At 62.6% G+C, this 15869-nt stretch carries 15 protein-coding genes; 8 read left to right on the forward strand and 7 right to left on the reverse strand.

Annotation, left to right across the window (positions count from 1 at the left end):
* The first annotated feature begins 6 nt into the window (after window positions 1-6).
* Genes CRD15_RS00140 through holA form a run of 3 tightly spaced genes read left to right on the forward strand, consistent with a single transcriptional unit; the run spans window position 7 to window position 3866 of the window.
* Complete coding sequence (locus CRD15_RS00140; RefSeq protein ID WP_187401618.1) at window positions 7-924, forward strand: helix-hairpin-helix domain-containing protein; 918 nt, start codon at window positions 7-9, stop codon at window positions 922-924.
* Window positions 908-2860 (forward strand): ComEC/Rec2 family competence protein, encoded by a 1953-nt coding sequence (locus tag CRD15_RS00145; protein WP_255463656.1) that lies wholly within the window; start codon window positions 908-910, stop codon window positions 2858-2860. The genes CRD15_RS00140 and CRD15_RS00145 overlap by 17 nt, the downstream gene beginning before the upstream one ends.
* A 34-nt stretch (window positions 2861-2894) precedes the next feature.
* Entirely contained in the window at window positions 2895-3866 is a 972-nt protein-coding gene (gene holA, locus CRD15_RS00150; RefSeq protein WP_034967019.1) for a DNA polymerase III subunit delta, read from the forward strand.
* Window positions 3867-3872: 6 nt separating this feature from the next.
* Here holA and CRD15_RS00155 read toward each other — a convergent pair whose 3' ends face one another.
* The 3 genes from CRD15_RS00155 to CRD15_RS00165 all read right to left on the reverse strand — a co-directional run bounded on the left by CRD15_RS00155 (window position 3873) and on the right by CRD15_RS00165 (window position 6183).
* The gene (locus CRD15_RS00155; RefSeq protein WP_187401619.1) at window positions 3873-4913 is read right to left on the reverse strand and encodes an ADP-ribosylglycohydrolase family protein; all 1041 of its coding nucleotides are present in this window, start codon (window positions 4911-4913) and stop codon (window positions 3873-3875) included.
* 172 nt (window positions 4914-5085) lie between these two features.
* Complete coding sequence (gene rpsT, locus CRD15_RS00160; RefSeq protein ID WP_005296442.1) at window positions 5086-5349, reverse strand: 30S ribosomal protein S20; 264 nt, start codon at window positions 5347-5349, stop codon at window positions 5086-5088.
* A gap of 234 nt (window positions 5350-5583) precedes the next feature.
* On the reverse strand, window positions 5584-6183 hold the full coding sequence (locus CRD15_RS00165) for a type II toxin-antitoxin system PemK/MazF family toxin (RefSeq protein ID WP_034967027.1): 600 nt from the start codon (window positions 6181-6183) through the stop codon (window positions 5584-5586).
* Window positions 6184-6300: 117 nt separating this feature from the next.
* Here CRD15_RS00165 and lepA point away from each other — a divergent pair, with 117 nt between their 5' ends.
* Window positions 6301-8151, forward strand: a complete 1851-nt coding sequence (lepA, locus tag CRD15_RS00170) for a translation elongation factor 4 (RefSeq protein WP_034993534.1) — start codon at window positions 6301-6303, stop codon at window positions 8149-8151.
* Between the two features lie 15 nt (window positions 8152-8166).
* Here lepA and CRD15_RS00175 read toward each other — a convergent pair whose 3' ends face one another.
* Window positions 8167-9879, reverse strand: a complete 1713-nt coding sequence (locus tag CRD15_RS00175; RefSeq protein ID WP_370546754.1) for an FUSC family protein — start codon at window positions 9877-9879, stop codon at window positions 8167-8169.
* A gap of 129 nt (window positions 9880-10008) precedes the next feature.
* Here CRD15_RS00175 and CRD15_RS00180 point away from each other — a divergent pair, with 129 nt between their 5' ends.
* Window positions 10009-10548 carry a hypothetical protein gene (locus tag CRD15_RS00180; protein ID WP_035001505.1) on the forward strand — a complete coding sequence of 180 codons (540 nt, stop codon included), beginning with the start codon at window positions 10009-10011 and terminating at the stop codon, window positions 10546-10548.
* A 46-nt stretch (window positions 10549-10594) separates the two neighbouring features.
* On the opposite strand, the gene CRD15_RS00185 is transcribed toward CRD15_RS00180, so the two are convergent.
* The 3 genes from CRD15_RS00185 to CRD15_RS00195 are packed head-to-tail and all read right to left on the reverse strand — an operon-like array spanning window position 10595 to window position 13102.
* Window positions 10595-11218, reverse strand: coding sequence for a hypothetical protein (locus CRD15_RS00185; protein WP_187401620.1), 624 nt, complete (start codon window positions 11216-11218; stop codon window positions 10595-10597).
* A gap of 57 nt (window positions 11219-11275) precedes the next feature.
* Window positions 11276-12205, reverse strand: coding sequence for an NADP-dependent oxidoreductase (locus CRD15_RS00190; RefSeq protein ID WP_255463657.1), 930 nt, complete (start codon window positions 12203-12205; stop codon window positions 11276-11278).
* Window positions 12206-12232: 27 nt separating this feature from the next.
* Window positions 12233-13102, reverse strand: coding sequence for a bile acid:sodium symporter family protein (locus CRD15_RS00195; protein ID WP_370546764.1), 870 nt, complete (start codon window positions 13100-13102; stop codon window positions 12233-12235).
* A 58-nt stretch (window positions 13103-13160) separates the two neighbouring features.
* Between CRD15_RS00195 and CRD15_RS00200 the strand changes: the two genes are divergently transcribed.
* The 3 genes from CRD15_RS00200 (at window position 13161) to CRD15_RS00210 (ending at window position 15847) form a co-directional block, all read left to right on the forward strand.
* Window positions 13161-13811: a metallophosphoesterase gene (locus tag CRD15_RS00200; RefSeq protein WP_187401622.1), complete on the forward strand. Its 651-nt coding sequence runs from the start codon at window positions 13161-13163 to the stop codon at window positions 13809-13811.
* A 136-nt stretch (window positions 13812-13947) separates the two neighbouring features.
* Window positions 13948-14922: a hypothetical protein gene (locus tag CRD15_RS00205; RefSeq protein WP_187401623.1), complete on the forward strand. Its 975-nt coding sequence runs from the start codon at window positions 13948-13950 to the stop codon at window positions 14920-14922.
* Between the two features lie 97 nt (window positions 14923-15019).
* Entirely contained in the window at window positions 15020-15847 is an 828-nt protein-coding gene (locus tag CRD15_RS00210; RefSeq protein WP_035001503.1) for a hypothetical protein, read from the forward strand.
* The last annotated feature ends 22 nt before the right edge of the window (window positions 15848-15869 follow it).

Here is a 15869-nt window from a genome sequence, read left to right on the forward strand (position 1 = left end):
GGGCGCATGTCCACACGACGAATGCGGTTGAGTTCCGTAGACAAGGTGCGCGCCCGGGCGGAAGCGCTGGCGCAGCCAATGCCCGAACACGAGCTAGCCAACGTCGATCTAGATACGCACGCGGACATGGGCGGCAGGGCTTCGCGGGCGCTGGTGGTGGCGGTTGTGGTGGCTGCCCTCATTGGCTTTGCGTTTTTCGCCTGCCAACGGTCGGATTCGGAGGGCGGAGAGGCAGCACCAGCCAGTGGCCCGGAGTTGCTGGCTGGCACGAACGCGCCGGGTAACAATGGCGTGGCGACAAACAGCGCGGGCGGGGCGACTGACAGTGCTGGCGGCGCGGGTGATGCAGGTGCTGCCGGTGGCGCCACAGAGAACTCGGAAGAAGGCGATGGCGACCAGGAGTGCGTCGTCAGCGTGCAGGGCATGGTGCGCCATCCTGGTCTGCTGCGCGTAGAGGCGAATACCCGGGTGGGGGAGGCAATAGAGGCAGCGGGTGGAACTCTGCCCAAGGCCGTCGTGCTGGGCATCAATCTGGCCGAGCAGGTCAGTGATGGCATGCAGATTGTGGTGGACGATAAGGGCTCGAGCGTGGTGTACGCCGGGGCGGGGCAGACCTCTGCCGGAGGTGCGGCCGCGCCGGGTGATCCGAACAAGGCGGGCGGCAACCCTGGCGCCAATTCCGGTGCCAAATCCGGCGCCAATCCTGGCTCCAAACCGGGGACCTCGGCGGAGGGCAAGATCAACCTCAATACCGCCGATTCTGCGCAGCTGGAAACCATCAGCGGTATTGGACCTGCCACTGCGGAGGCCATCATCGCCTGGCGCGACTCCAACGGGCCATTCACCAGCGTGGAGCAGCTCCTGGAGGTGCGCGGCATCGGCCCGGCGAAGTTTGAATCGATGCGCGATGCGGTCACCATCTAGCGCCCTTTCCACTGATTCCACTGTTTCCGACAGCGTCATCGAGCCCTACTCCCCGGAGGCTGTCGCGAAGGCGCGGGGTATAGATCTGCGCCTCGTCCCAGTGGCCCTGACTAGCTGGCTGATGGCCGCTGCGATCATCCTGACCCGCAGTGATTGGCCACTTCTTGTCGGGCTGGCTGCCGCGCTAGGCGGGGCCGTGTGGTGGCTTCGCCTCCGCCGTGCTTATGGTTTTCGCGTTTCCCGGGTGCTCGCGCGCAGCGTCGCTACCGTCGGGGCTATCGCCAGCACAGTCGGGGCCGGCACGTGGTTGCGGATTCTTTTTATTGACGCCCACCCGCTACTGCGCACACTCTCCACTAACGCGGCCGTGGTGCGGGAGCGGGTGACGGTGGCGGGCCTGCCGAAGCAGCTCACGGAGGGGAGGGTGGTGGTTCCCGTAGAAGTCCCCGGCTTGGGGGACGTGCCACTATTCCTGCGTCCCGAGCTAGCCCGCGGAGCTGGCGCGAATGCCATTGATTTCACGTCACTTCAGCCAGGCATGAGCTTCGATATCTCCGCCACTGCGCGCCCAGCCCAAGGGGCAGAGCTCATCCCGGTGACGTTGTCGGCCACCCGGGCGCCGGAGAATCTAGGCGAGCCGGAGGGGCTATGGCGCATCACCAGCTGGCTACGCGAAAGTTTCCACGCGCTGTGCGCCGACCTGCCGTGGGATGCGGGTAAGATCCTGCCCGGCATGGTGATGGGGGACGTCAGCATGCAGGATTCCACCCTTCGCAATCAGTTCACCGTCACGGGGCTCAGCCACCTGAGCGCAGTCTCTGGCTCCAACGTCGCTGTGATCACCGGAACCGCATTGCTCATAGCCACAGCGTGCCGAGCAGGCTACCGAAGCCGGCTCGTTGTAGCAGCGCTATTCTTAGCGGCATTCGTACTGCTGGTCGGCCCGGAACCCAGCGTGCTGCGCGCGGCGATCATGGGCAGCGTTGGCCTGGTGGCCGTGGCATCGGCGCGCTGGACGGACGTGTTGGCCTCCCTGAGCGCCGCCGTTTTGCTACTGATGGTGATCGCCCCGGGCATGGCCATCAGCTACGCCTTCGTATTATCCGTGGCAGCGACCGCGGGCATCCTGGTGGTACTTCCGTGGTGGTCGAAAGCCATTTTGTTGAGGCTGCAGCAAGTCCCCTGGTTAGTCAAAGACGACCGCCCCACCCAGCTGCAAGCGATGGCAGTGCGCATGGTGGTGATCGCCGTGGCTGCGGACCTGGTGACCATCCCGATCATCGTCCACATGACGGGCAAGGTCTCTCTGGTCGCGGTGGTGTGTAACCTCGCCGTGACGGCGGTCGTACCAATCATTACGGTGTTGGGGCTGCTCAGCGCGTTGCTAGCCGCGGTGTATCCACCGCTGACGTTTCTGCTGGCCCAGACAATAGTAGCCCCGGCCGTGCCGTGCGCGGCATGGGTGATGTGGGTAGCGCGCACAGGCTCCACCGCGCCGATGCTAGCTACCCCTGGTGGGTGGTTATGGGCAGCTCTGGCCACCTCACTACTGGCAGGGCTTCTTCTCAGTGTGCGCTACGCCCGGCACTGGCGACAGCTTCGGTGGTGTTGGGCCACGCTCTTGTGCGGCCTGGTGATGCTTGGGTTAGGGGATCGTGGGGGCGTCATAAAACTAGAAAGACCGGATAAACACACAACAGCGACAATGCAGACCGGGGTGATAGATCTCAACGGCACAACGGTGATTCGGGTGAGCGACGACGAGGCAGCGATACGGCAACAGCAACAGATCGCAGACGCCGTGGCAGCCGCGGGTGGGGCAGGGCAGGTGGCTGTGGTGGTGACCGAGTGCGGGAAACCCCACGATAGGCCCAGCTACATGCCCAGTGGGGTGCCGGTGTACTACCCGTGCAAAGACAAGCTGAAGTTCCGTTAGAAGTCCCCGGCGTGGATCTGGCAAGATCGAACCCATGAACGCCACCGAGCACCCCGCACCCATCAACCTCATCGTCGGTGGCGATGATTTCCTCGCCGAACGGCGCCGACAAGGAATCGTGCAGCAGGCACGGGCCGCCAGCGGGGACCCGAACTTGCCGGTGGAGATGCGAAAAGCGTCGGAGCTCAGCGCCCCCGAACTGGCGGAACTACTCAGCCCCAGCTTGTTCGCCGAAGACCGCATCGTCGTGGTCACCGGGGTAGAGGATACGGGTAAGGACATCATCAGCCTGCTGGAACAAGCCATCAAAGACCCGGCGGACGGCGTGGTTCTGATCATCGTGCACACCGGCAAGGGGCGTAACAAGAAGCTGGTGGATAGCTGGCCGAAACTCGGCGCGGTGGTGTTCCAAGCCGGGGCGCTGAAAGGGCGGGAACAGCTGGCCTTCATCGACCAAGAATTCCGCGCCCACGGCGCGCGCGTGACCCGCGAGGTCTGCGAGCTACTGCTGGACGTTGTCGGCAGCGACCTACGGCAGCTGGCCAGCGCCATCAGCCAGCTGATCGCGGATACCGACGGGAACGTAGACGCCGCCGCGGTGAAGCGCTACTACCAGGGCAAAGCGGAAGTCAGCGGTTTCGAAGTGGCGGACTATGCGATCGCCGGAAATGTCTCTGCCGCCGTGGCTCTGGCGCGCCGGGCTCTGCAGCTAGGCGTGCCACCTGTGTTGCTGGCCAGCGCTCTGAGCTCCGCGGTGGCGGACATTGCAAAGGTCGCCGGGGCGGGCAACATTAATTCCCGCCGCGATGCGGCCAAGTTCGGCATGGCGCCGTGGAAGCTGGATAAGACGATCCGTACGGCCCGGCGCTGGAGCACCCCCATGATCGCCCAGGCGGTACAGATCACCGGCGCACTGGATGCCGGGGTGAAGGGCCACAGCGCGGACCCCGACTACGCAGTGGAAGATGCGGTGCGCCGGATCGCGCAGGTGGCGCTGCGGCGCTAACACCCGCTATACCGCGGGGCGGAAGCCCTTCCACACGCCGCAGTGGATCGCGTCGTTGTAGCGGGATTCAAACTGGTAGTCCCGCGTTTCCTCCCACTGGTCCACGCCACCTTCCAGGTGGGAACCCAGCAGCGCACCCGTCAACGACGCACGGGTGTTGCGGTTGCCCGGCCAATTCACCGCGACGTGCAGGAAATCGTGCGGGGCGTATTGATTACTGTGATCCAGGTACAGCTGCGCCAGCAGCAGGGCAGAAGCCGTGCACGAACCGGCATCCCAGCCCCGGCCGAAGATCTGCACGAACTTGCGGCGGCAGCGGTAAAGCTCCTCGAAGTCGCCCTGGGCGAGGAAAGGATCTAGGTACTCGCGCACAGCGGCCACGCGGGAAATCAACTCGCTCAGCGGCGCGTCGGGGCCGGTGAGGTCCGTGATCAGCGCCGAATCCAGATCCTGGAGAATGTCGGACTTCTCCTCGTTGGTCAGCAGATTGTCGTTGTCGAAGTTCTCGTCGCCGGCCAGACCCTCAGCGACATTCACCAGGTCGGTGCCCTTGCGGGCGGACACCAGGCATGCCATCACGGCGCACGCCGCACGGGCCACGCCCGAGTCGTGGGTCACCATGCCTTGCAGCACGGACCAGCCCACGCCCTGATCCGACGGAGCCAGCAGCGCACTGGCGGCCACGCGCATGACCGCGCCCGAACCCCCGGAGTGGGTAGACACATCGTCCCAGTGTTCCGCGCCGAGCTGGCTCAGGCGGTCCAGCGATTCCGTTGTGGAGGGGCCGGGCAGGCGGTCGTAGTCTGGGTCGGAGTGGTAGTTGATGAAGTGCTGGCCGATGGCCTGCATGCCCTCTTCGCGGTCGAGGTTCCCTCGGTCGATATCCCTCATCGCGGCACAGAGCGCCAACGTCATCTGCGTAGCGTCACTGATAACGAGCGGTTCGGGAAGCGGGGTGCGCTCGGGCTGCGGAGGCATCTGATACGGGTAGCCCCACGCATCGCCCAATGCGGTGCCGAGCAGGGCTGATCGGAAACGATCCTTCATCCCTTCTTCGAACTCCTTCGGAAAGTCATTGCGTTTGAAACCTAGCTAATCACTTTAGGGCAAAGTGAAAGCCCGCACCCGGGGAGGCTGTTGCTGTCGTTGCTTAGTGACGCAACGTCTCAACCTCTTTTAAAGGATGCGGGCCTCTTTTACACAAGAAGCTAGCGAAAGCTTAAGCCATCTTGTTGAAGCGAGCGGCCATACCGGACTTCTTGTTCGCCGCGTTGTTGCGGTGAATGGTGCCCTTGGTGACGGCCTTGTCGTAGAAGCGGGAAGCGACGCGCAGCTGAGCCTCTGCGGCTTCCTTGTCGCCAGCCTCAACCGCAGCGTTGAACTTGCGGGTCTCGGTGCGCAGACGGGAGCGGATAGCCTGGTTGCGCTTGCGGGCGATCTCGTTGGTCAGAACGCGCTTCTTCTGCTGCTTGATGTTTGCCATGGTGGCGTGCCTCTTTTCCTGAAAGTCTTCGAAAAAAATTTTGACGTTCATTGGAAGCGCAAAGCTTCGCTGTGTCCACGTGATCTCTTACATCCCACCCAAGGTCCTGTGGAATGCGACGTGGCCTGCAGTGCTTACGTATTACGGGGCGTACTTTTTACGAGCGCAACACGGGCACTGTGAACTCGAGAAATGTTAGCAGCACAGGTCGGGAAACGACAAAACGCGGGGAGTTTAGCTCCAGCCGTAGACCTGGCGGAGTTCGTTGGCCACCCGTTCAAAACGACGGGCTGGCAGCGGGATGCCGCGGCGCTGAATGTGGGACTCCGGAACCTGCAGCACCTTATCCATACGCACCCAGCTATCCAGGTCCGCGCCGGTACTCCACGGGCCAGTGCCGACGGGGATCCAGTTGATCTTATCGGCGTATTCTTCCCGGGAGGAGATCAGTAGCGTTAGCAGCCGGTGGTGGTTGCGACCCACCACGAGGACCGCGCGTTGCTCGGGAACCATGCCCTTCTTGGGGCGAATGTTCGCCCACACGACCTCTCCAGCATCTGCCTGCCCGTCCATATCCGGGATGTAAGTGACGGCACGGGCAAGATCCCGGCTGGGGGTCTTAATAGTTTCCTCCCGCGACTCCGTCGCAGCAGCGTGCTTCGCCCCCATGCCCAGATGTGCGTTGAGTTCCGCGATACCGCGCTTCAGCGCTTGTTTGCGCGTGAAATGACGCAGGTAAAAATGCTGGAAGAATCCCCGAATAGCCCCAAAGAGATTGGTGGATTTGCCACGTGGGGGCGTCACTTCCACATCACTAACTTCGGAACCAGCCATAGCTGACAGATTACCTGAACGAGGCACACACAGGAATGCAGTTTCGCAGCCAAACCCCGTCTGCTACTTCCGGGCCGATACATAGTAGGGTTACGCGTAAGCGAAAGAGGAGGGCACATGGCAGCCAAGCAGAAGAATTACGCCACAGAGACGTTCACGGACCCGGAGAGGATCCGTAACTTCTGCATCATTGCCCACATTGACCACGGCAAATCCACCCTGGCGGACCGCATCCTGCAGATGTCCGGCGTTGTCGAAGACCGCGACATGCGCGACCAATACCTGGACAACATGGATATTGAGCGCGAGCGTGGCATCACCATTAAGGCGCAGAACGTGCGCCTTCCATGGGTGCCGAAGACGGGCGCGCATGCGGGCGAAGAGCTGGTGATGCACCTGATCGATACGCCGGGGCACGTCGACTTTACCTATGAGGTCTCCCGCGCCCTGGAGGCATGTGAGGGCTGCATCCTGCTGGTCGACGCAGCGCAGGGAATCGAGGCCCAGACGCTGGCGAACCTGTACCTGGCGATGGAAAACGACCTCGAAATCATCCCGGTGCTGAACAAGATCGACCTGCCGGCAGCAGACCCGGAGAAGTACTCGCTGGAGCTCGCCCACATCATTGGTTGCGAGCCGGAGGACGTACTGCGCGTATCCGGCAAGACGGGCGAGGGTGTGCCCGAGCTGCTGGATAAGGTCTGCGAACTTGTGCCCGCTCCCGTGGGGGACGCTGATGCCCCGGCCCGCGCCATGATCTTCGACAGCGTCTACGACATCTACCGCGGCGTGGTGACCTACGTGCGCATGATGGACGGCAAGCTGGAATCCCGCCAGAAGATCCAAATGATGAGTACCGGCGCGACCCACGAAACCCTGGAGATCGGCGTGGTCTCCCCAGAACCGACGAAGACCAAGGGCCTGGGTGTGGGCGAGGTTGGCTACATCATCACCGGTGTGAAGGACGTTCGCCAGTCCAAGGTGGGCGATACGATCACCTGGGCGACCAACGGAGCCGAGGTGCCTTTGAAGGGCTACCAGGAGCCGACCCCGATGGTGTACTCCGGCCTGTTCCCAATCAGCGCCGACCAGTACCCCGACCTGCGCGAAGCAATCGAGAAGCTGCAGCTTAACGATGCTTCCCTGACTTTCGAACCGGAGACTTCGGTGGCCCTGGGCTTCGGCTTCCGCTGTGGGTTCCTGGGGCTGCTGCACATGGAGATCACCCGCACCCGCCTGGAGCGCGAGTTCGGCCTGGATCTGATCTCCACCGCGCCTTCCGTGGTCTACCGCGTGGTCAAGGAGGACGGCAAGGAAGTCTACGTCCGCAACCCCTCGGATTGGCCGGGCGGCAAGATGCGTGAGGTCTACGAGCCGATCGTGAAGATGACCGTGATCGTGCCGGCGGAGTTCCTGGGTTCGACTATGGAGCTGTGCCAGTCCAAGCGTGGCCAGATGGGCGGCATGGACTACCTGTCCGAGGACCGCGTGGAGCTGCGCTACACCATGCCGCTGGGAGAGATTATCTTCGACTTCTTCGACCAGTTAAAGTCCCGCACCAAGGGCTACGCTTCGCTGAACTACGAGGAAGCTGGTGAGCAGCTGGCCGACCTGGTGAAGGTCGACATCCTGCTGCAGGGCGACCCGGTGGATGCGTTCAGCGCGATCGTGCACCGCGAAAACGCCCACTGGTACGGCAACAAGATGACGGTGAAGCTCAAGGAGCTCATCCCGCGCCAGCAGTTCGAAGTGCCGGTGCAGGCCGCCATTGGCTCCAAGATCATTGCCCGCGAGAACATCCGCGCCCTGCGCAAGGACGTTCTTTCCAAGTGCTACGGCGGCGACGTCTCGCGTAAGCGCAAGCTGCTGGAGAAGCAGAAGGAAGGCAAGAAGCGCATGAAGGCCATCGGTTCGGTTTCTGTTCCGCAGGAAGCCTTCGTCGCTGCCCTGTCTACTGACGCCGACTAGGTTTATTGACGCCGACTAGGTTCCACCGAGCGCCCGTACCGACGCGGCCAGGCGGTTGATTTCGCTTAAGGAGAGCTCCTCGTCCGCGTGGGCGTTGCAATAATCCAGCAGGGTATACCCGGTGAGCTGCAGCTGGTTGTGCTTGGCCCACACACGGCGCGCGTACGACGAGTTGTTGTTGATCATCTTCATCATGTGCTTGCGCTCGCTGAGCAGCTCAAACTGCAGGTCGCGGCGTGCGTAGAGGGCATCGTCGGGGTGGGTAGTCAGCAAAGCGCCCAGCAGGGAGCCCATGGCGGCTTTACAATGGCCGACCAGGCGGCGGTGATAGTGGGTGTCCGACGTAGTGCGCCAGAACCACAAGAAGATAAACGAGCAGATCATCGCAACAAACACCTCGGCCAGGCGATCGATGGTGACATCGCTGAGCGGGCGGGCGAGCGAGTTACCCATCATCAGAGCCATGGGGGTGGTGAAGATGACGGTGAACGCATAGTTCTTGACGATGAAGAACTCGGCGGCGAATTGGCAAATGGCCAGGAGGAACAGCAGGGGTAGGCCGCCGATCTGGAAGGCGTGGGCGATGGCGAACATGCCGATGCCCAGCACGGAGCCCAAGAGTCGGTGGACGCCGCGGATGGTGCCGGGGATTTTCTCTGGCCCCCACTGCAGGATCAGCAGAGCGGTAATCACACCCCAGTCGGGACGATCCAGCCCCAGCCAGATGGTGAGGGTGCAGGAGGTCAGGCTGGCGAGCACTACTTTTTCCATGCTGAGTTCCGCATGGCTGTGGATGTTCAGAGAGCGGCCGATGCGGTACTTCACCGACGGCTGGTGGTGGGGGATGGCGGTGCGGGTGGGCTCGACCATGCCGTTGGAGTCGGAGAAATCCTCGTCCGTGTCGACGTAACCGGCCTCGGCACTGAGAGCCATGAGTCGCTTGCGGGCCTGTTGCACCTGCGCCACCAGGTTGCGCTGAGCTTCGCGGACAACCTTGCCACCAGAGACGATCCCTGCTCCCATGAGAGCGGACCAGGCCTCAAACAAAGAGGTGCGGGCGAGGTAGTAGTGGCCGGGCGAAGGATCGGCCTCGAAGTCCGCAACCGCGTTGTTGAGGGTGCGGATCGCCTGCTGCTCTGGGCCCCGCGGGTTGAGCAGGGCGGGGAACATGCCGACGATGACGGCGACGAACGCGCCGAACAGAGCCCAGCCACCGATGGCTAGCGGGTTGAGGCCGTTGCGGGCGATCATCGTGGCGCCGCCGGAGACCATGACGATGAAGAAGCCGCCCGGTGGCGGCAGACGCAGAGCGTTCTGGGCATAGGTGAATACGCCCGACAGGAAGGTGCAATAGGCACCGGCGATCAGGAGCCACCAGTGCGAACCCCCGGAGTCCATGTGCGCCCACATCATCTTTCCCAGCCATGCTGCGATGGTGGGGCAGATGGCCAGAAGTGCGGCGGAGAAGACCATGACCTTCAGACGGGTTCGGTATGGAAGGTTGCCGCCGTAAATAACAGCGAACGCGCCTCCGGCGACTAGCAGCATTGCATCGGTGTGGCCTAAAGACCACGCGATTGTGCCCGGGATCAGCAAAGACAGTGCGGCCCGCACGCCAGCTGCCCAGCCTTTGGCCTTGGAGTTGAAGGTAGTGAAGAGTTCCCAGGCGCTAGGGCGCTGGGGGATGGGGAACTCGGCGGGGCGCTTTACGGGACTGGGCTGGCTCACTGCGGCTGTAGGCCTCCTCGAAGGATCGCTCAATGGAACTAAAAGGATCGGGTTGGACAGTCATAGTCTAACCGGAGAGAATCGAACGTCCCGCTGTGGGTTGTCCGGGCTCTACCTACACTAAGAGTCATGAACTACAAAGAGCCGCAGGGGTATGGTGAGCAGGGCAAGAAGGATTACTTGGCTGGCTGGATGCCGGACGAGGATCCCACCGACGGGCACGTCGTGCGTTCCACAGACGAGCAAGAAGTGGAAACCCGCCGCATCCGGTTGGCCAGGTACCGCCCGAATACCGCTAAAAAGCTCGCGGCGTGGCTTGCACTGATCTTGGGTGGCATGATGCTTGTCGGGATTCCTTCGGGGGCTGTGGAAGGTACCTCGGGAGGTCTGAAAATCCTCCTCGCAGTCCTGTATTTCCTCGTCTTCGCAGGCCCAGCGTTGTATTGGATATATGCGAACAAACGCGATACGAAGTCGGTTCGGCAATGGGCCGCCACGGAAGCTGATTACCGGGAGGTGTGGGAATCCTTCGACCCGGCAACAAAGTCCGTGTTCGCTCGACCTGCTCCGTCCGAAGAGCTGCCGTTGCTGCCGAAGCGCCCCTGGCTGTGGATCTGGATCGCGGAGTTTGCGTTGATCGCTACCGCCGGCGCGCTGACCCCTGCCTAGCGTTCGCCTTAAACGTGCAGGTCGCCGGTGTCTGGGTGAGGGCCGACTAGCCGTTGTATAGAGCCAGTACCTGCGGCATTGCGCGGTGGAGATAACCGGCATTGGGGAATCCGACGCTTACACCTACAGAGCGGTCGCTTTGATCGATGCAGTCCATGTCGGTGTTAGCGGAGCCGATGGTACACGTCAGATCGTAGGATTCGTTGTTTATCGGACTGGTGACGCTAATGGAGGCGCGGGGTATTGCCGTCGCATCCGGGCTCAAGGCAAACGGTTCGAACTTAGCCTTCAACGCAGTCTGGTAGATCGCTCGCGCGAACTCGCACGAGGTGGCTTCGTGCGCTCTAAGTTTGGCGCCTTCCGCTGTGGTTCCACAAGATCCTCCGAGTTTGCTGGGGGTTGCCCGTGAGCCCCCGCGGGGTTCAGAACTCGAGCCATCATCCGGTGAGGGATCGGCGGCCTGGTCGCTCGCTCCCGGGACTGTGGGGTTGGGGCCGGACTTCTTGGAATCGTTCTTCTCAGAGCCCGCATCCTTAGCCGCGGAATCCTGCTGTGCAGAGGCGTTGGCGGAGCTGCCGGAGTCGGCGGCATCGTTGGAGTTTTCAGAACCGCAGGCGCTTAGGCTCAGTGCGGCGACGGAGAGCAGGGCAAGGGCAGACGTGCGCTTCATGGAGCCGTCCTTAAGTTAAGAGAAGAGTCGTATTAATGAAGAAGCCTAGCGCTTCCGCTAGTCATTCACAGTGAGAACGACCTTTCCCAGCGCGTGCCCCGACTCCACCTCCTCGTAGCCCTCGGCGGCTGCGCTGAAGGACAGCTCCCTGCCGATGACCGGGCGCATCGCGCCCTCCGCGACCAAGCGGGCGAGTTCTGCGAAACGCTCCTGGGTACGGGTGCGAGTGATGCCGCTACCGCCCAGGCGGGTGGCCAGCTGCTTGTCGGCGGCGCTGCGGATGGCGCCCTCTGGTGCAAGATGCGCCAGCCCCTCCAAGACCTCGCCGCCGACCAGATCCAGGATGCCGTCTACCGGTGGAACGGTGACGTGGGAGCCTGTCTTGCCTAGCTCCGCGGTATCCATAAAACGCGCTCCCAGGCGCTCCACGAGCATCTTCTTGCGGGCGCTGGCGATGCCGATGACCTCAATGTTGTAATGCCGCACCAACTGCAGAGCATGCGTGCCTACTCCGCCGCCCGCGCCGATCACCAGCAGACGGGCGCCCTCATCCGGCCAGGTTTCCAGGTCGTGCAGTTCCGCCAAAGCGTCGTAGGCGGTCCCGGCGGCCGCGGGCAGGCAGGCCGCATCCGTGGCCTCCACACCGCTGGGGATAGTTGCGGTCGAGGTGGCGTCCAAAAGAACGAAAGAATCGCTGGCAGCACCAGTGCCAGAGAAAGCCGACCCGAAGACATGATCGCCTGGCGAAAACCCGGTGGAAGGATCGGCTTCGACGACGATCCCGGCGGCCTCGCGACCCATGGCCATGGGGAACTCGACGGGGAAAGCGCCCTGGCGTTGGCCGTTTCGAACTTTAATGTCGCCCGGGTTCAGGCTGATCGCGGTGGGGCGGATCAGCACGCTGCCGGGCTGCCAGGTGAGGTCGGGGACATCAAGGAACCGGGTGACCTCGGGGCCGCCGAAAGATTCAAAGCCGAAGATACGCATGAGCCCCATGGTAGGGGGCTCGGGGCGCTAGTTTTTGGCGAAGCGGCGCGCGAGGAAGGCAAACAGTGCGCCGGAGATGTTGTGCCAGACGGCGGCGACCGCGCCGGGGATGGCGGCTTCCGGAGCCCAGTACTTGCCCGACATTCCAGATGCCAGGCCGGCGGACTGCGTGGCGACCTCGATGGCGGTGGTGCGGCACACTGCAGGGGACTCGCCGGTCGCACGGGCGGCGAAGTAACCCAGGACGTAGCCGATGGTGTTGTGGATGATCACAGCAATCAGCACCGTGACGCCGATGTTCATCAGAGTCTCCGACGACTTAGCCACGGCGGGGAAGACCACGCCACCGATGGCGACGATCGACAGCCACGGCAGGATCGGAAGCAGGGCCTGGACGATGCGGTCGAAGATCACGCGGATGACCAAGCCGCCGATGACGGGCAGCAGCACGGTCTGCACCAGGCTCCACGCCATGGACTTGCCATCCACGGGGGTTTCCTCGCCCGCCAGCAACAGCATGATCACCGGGGTGACCAGCGGGGAGAGGATTGTGGACACGGAGGTCATGGTCACAGACAGGGCAACATCACCGCGGGCTAGGTAAGAAACCACGTTGGAGGTCGTGCCACCCGGCACCGAACCGAGCATCAGCAGGCCGATAGCCAGCATGGGGTTCAGCCCCAGCAGCTTGGCCACGGCCACAGCACCCAGCGGCATGATGACGAACTGCGCCAGCACGCCGATGAAGATCGGCAGGGGGCGCTTGATGACCAGTGCGAAGTCGGGCAGCGTCAGCCCCATGCACAGCATGATGATCGCAATCATCGTGGAGATGTGTGCCGCCAACGGTGTGAACGTTTCGGGAGTGACTAGCGCCAGGCCGGCGCCGATCAGGATAAATGCGGGGGAGGGGAAGCGTTAGAGTAGGGCTGGTACCCGCACACAAGGAGTGAAAATGAGCCATCCCCGCACCTGGTTCACCAGCGACCTTCATCTAGGCCACCCCTTCGTTGCTGAGCTGCGCGGATACGATCGCGGGGATGCCGATGTCGAACGCCACGATGCGGCCATCCTTGGCAACCTCACCGCGGCTCTCAGCCCCGGCGATATCTTGTGGGTGCTGGGGGATATTTCTTCCGGTTGGGGTCCGCAGGAGGAAAGGGCGCTATCACTGCTGCACGATACGTTGTTGGATCTAGACGTGACGGCGCATTTGATTGCCGGAAATCACGACACCTGTCATCCGCTGCACGCCAATAGCGCGACTCGCCAGCGCAGGTTCCTGGAGGTCTTCGATTCCGTTCAGCCGTACCAGTGCATTGTCCCGTGGGATCCGGACGGCGATGGGGTCGCGGACAATGAGGATCTAGCGAAGAAGGCCGATAGTGAAGTTGCCTGGCTGTGCCACTTTCCGCGCCCCGGGCAAGACCATGAGGGCATGGAGTCGCGCTATGACAACCTGCGCTTGGATGTGCCCTTTGTGATTCACGGCCACCTGCACTCCGCGGAACCCGTCACCGGTCCCGGCCAGGTTGATGTCGGCGTGGATGCCTGGGGTATGCACCCGGCGCCCTACCAAGAGGTCATGGAGTTGCTCTACCGCTAGGCCGCGCTACGCGCGTTGGGCGAGAACACACGTTGCTATTTATGTATATTTATTCTGTATTTTCTTAACTAGATCTTTTTCTAGTTGACGCCCACTTGTCAGCCCAAGACAGAGTCAACCAACGGGACTAGAGGTTATGACGTTCGACTTTTCCCAGTACACCTACCGGCCGCGGCATGCGGCTAAGGATTCTCGCCACTCCGTAGCCAAGGGGTTCGCTACTGCCGCAATGACTGCTGCAGTGGGCGTTGCCGGCCTGGCTGTTCCGGCCAACGCAGCCCCGGCTGCTCCAGGCCCCGCCGGATCGGTGCCTCCGCTGCCGCAGGTTCAGCTTCCGCAGCTCCCGCCGCCACCGAAGTTGCCGCCCGTGCCGCAGGCCGTGGAGGACGCTCTGAACAAACTGGGCATGTCCGCCAACCAGATTCCAGGATCCTCTGCGCCGAACCGCCCTGTGCCAAATCGACCGGCACCGAATCGCCCCGCACCGAACCCTGGCTACAAGGTGCGCACGATCCACAACGTGCCCGCCCGTACTTCCCTGGCCGTGGTGACCAACAACGGCATCGCCAAGACCCCGAACGCGGATGAGGCGCGCCCAGGGTTGTCCATTGTGAAGCTGTACATGGCCGATTACGTGCTGCGCTACGGCGACCGAAGCAACTCTGACCGCTACCTGGCCGAGCGCATGATTCGCTTCTCGGACGATGGCGCTGCTTCGAAGATCAACCGGAAGTACCCGCGGGCAATTAGCACTATTGCCCGCGAATACGTTCTGCGCAATACCCGTGCGGCTGCCCACTGGGGCAACTCCTACACCTCGGCCACGGATACTGCGCGCTTCCTGCACCAGCTGCGCATCCGGCACCCGCGCTCTGCAGTTCTGCACTGGATGCGCACTGCAGCTCCCGTGGCAGCCGATGGAACCCGCCAGGACTGGGGTACCGTCCACCTGCCAGGTGTCAACGGCACCAAGTGGGGCTGGTCGGACTCCGGCCCGCAGACTTTGGCCTCGGCTTCTTTCGGTAACGCCTACACAGTCGCATCGTTTTCCTGGGGCGGTCGCGGGGTTCAGAACGCAGATACTCGCGCAGCAGCAGGTTACCTGCGTTAGCATGTTCCTCGGAGTCTAGAGGTGCGTGCAGGTTGGCCTGGGCGTGTTACCCTCAGGCCAACCGATATTGGCTCTTGTTATGGAAAGTTTTAGATAGATGGCACCACAGGACAACAATCCCTTTGGCGGAGGAGGAAACGGCAACTCTGACCCGTTCTCCTCCTCGAATGGTGGCAGCAACGGCACCGGCGCTGGATCCGCGGACAATACCCCGGAGCCGCCACAGTACCGTCGTCAGGACGACCAAAGTACCCAAGTATTCGGTTCCTCTGGAACCAATAATGCAGCAGGCGCTCAGGGTGCTGGCCAATATGGTTCGCCCTATGGAGCCCCGCAAGGTGCCGCTAACGCTGCGCCGGGTGGCGCACCTTACCCCGGTAACCAGGGGTTTAACCCCTCCCAGGGTGGATATGGCCAGCAGGGTTATGGCCAACAGGGTTACGGTCAGCAGGGTTACGGCCAGCAGGGTTACGGTCAACCCGGCCAGCCCGGCCAGCCGTTTGGTCAGCCTTATGGCCAGGGCGGCCCCAACGCTCAGGGCGGAAATGGCAATGTAGCCAAGATCGTCATTGGTTTGCTGGTTCTGGTTGCCCTCATTGTTGGCGGTGTACTGATCTACAACTCCATGTCCGATGACGATGAGGGTGGAGACAAGAAGCCCAGCTCCTCCGAAAGCCAGCCGACGAACACGACGGGCCAGGGAGGTAGCGACAGTTTGGGTGGATCCGGCGGTTCTGGTGACTCTGGCGGATCCGGCGGAGGTAACACGTCTCCTAGCCTGCCGTTCCCAACCGACAACTTCCCGACGATGGGAACTGACCTGTCGGACATGGAGGACTTGCTCGACGATAGCCTGAGCGACCTCAACGACCTCATGAGCAGCTTGTCTAATAGTCCCAGGGAGCCGCAGGGCACCCCGAGCTAAGGCTCAACGTCACCGGCCAATG

This window comes from Corynebacterium sp. LK28 (assembly GCF_014335105.1).
Lineage (GTDB): Bacteria > Actinomycetota > Actinomycetes > Mycobacteriales > Mycobacteriaceae > Corynebacterium > Corynebacterium macclintockiae.

Excerpts from the sequence above, each read along its gene's own strand:
- CRD15_RS00165 (WP_034967027.1), bottom strand. The coding sequence starts at position 6,183 with ATGGCTGGTTCCGAAGTTAGTGATGTGGAAGTGACGCCCCCACGTGGC.
- CRD15_RS00205 (WP_187401623.1), top strand. The coding sequence starts at position 13,948 with ATGACGTTCGACTTTTCCCAGTACACCTACCGGCCGCGGCATGCGGCT.
- CRD15_RS00140 (WP_187401618.1), top strand. The coding sequence starts at position 7 with ATGTCCACACGACGAATGCGGTTGAGTTCCGTAGACAAGGTGCGCGCC.
- CRD15_RS00155 (WP_187401619.1), bottom strand. The coding sequence starts at position 4,913 with ATGAAGGATCGTTTCCGATCAGCCCTGCTCGGCACCGCATTGGGCGAT.
- CRD15_RS00145 (WP_255463656.1), top strand. The coding sequence starts at position 908 with ATGCGGTCACCATCTAGCGCCCTTTCCACTGATTCCACTGTTTCCGAC.
- lepA (WP_034993534.1), top strand. The coding sequence starts at position 6,301 with ATGGCAGCCAAGCAGAAGAATTACGCCACAGAGACGTTCACGGACCCG.
- CRD15_RS00190 (WP_255463657.1), bottom strand. The coding sequence starts at position 12,205 with ATGCGTATCTTCGGCTTTGAATCTTTCGGCGGCCCCGAGGTCACCCGG.
- CRD15_RS00185 (WP_187401620.1), bottom strand. The coding sequence starts at position 11,218 with ATGAAGCGCACGTCTGCCCTTGCCCTGCTCTCCGTCGCCGCACTGAGC.
- CRD15_RS00180 (WP_035001505.1), top strand. The coding sequence starts at position 10,009 with ATGAACTACAAAGAGCCGCAGGGGTATGGTGAGCAGGGCAAGAAGGAT.
- holA (WP_034967019.1), top strand. The coding sequence starts at position 2,895 with ATGAACGCCACCGAGCACCCCGCACCCATCAACCTCATCGTCGGTGGC.
- CRD15_RS00200 (WP_187401622.1), top strand. The coding sequence starts at position 13,161 with ATGAGCCATCCCCGCACCTGGTTCACCAGCGACCTTCATCTAGGCCAC.
- rpsT (WP_005296442.1), bottom strand. The coding sequence starts at position 5,349 with ATGGCAAACATCAAGCAGCAGAAGAAGCGCGTTCTGACCAACGAGATC.
- CRD15_RS00210 (WP_035001503.1), top strand. The coding sequence starts at position 15,020 with ATGGCACCACAGGACAACAATCCCTTTGGCGGAGGAGGAAACGGCAAC.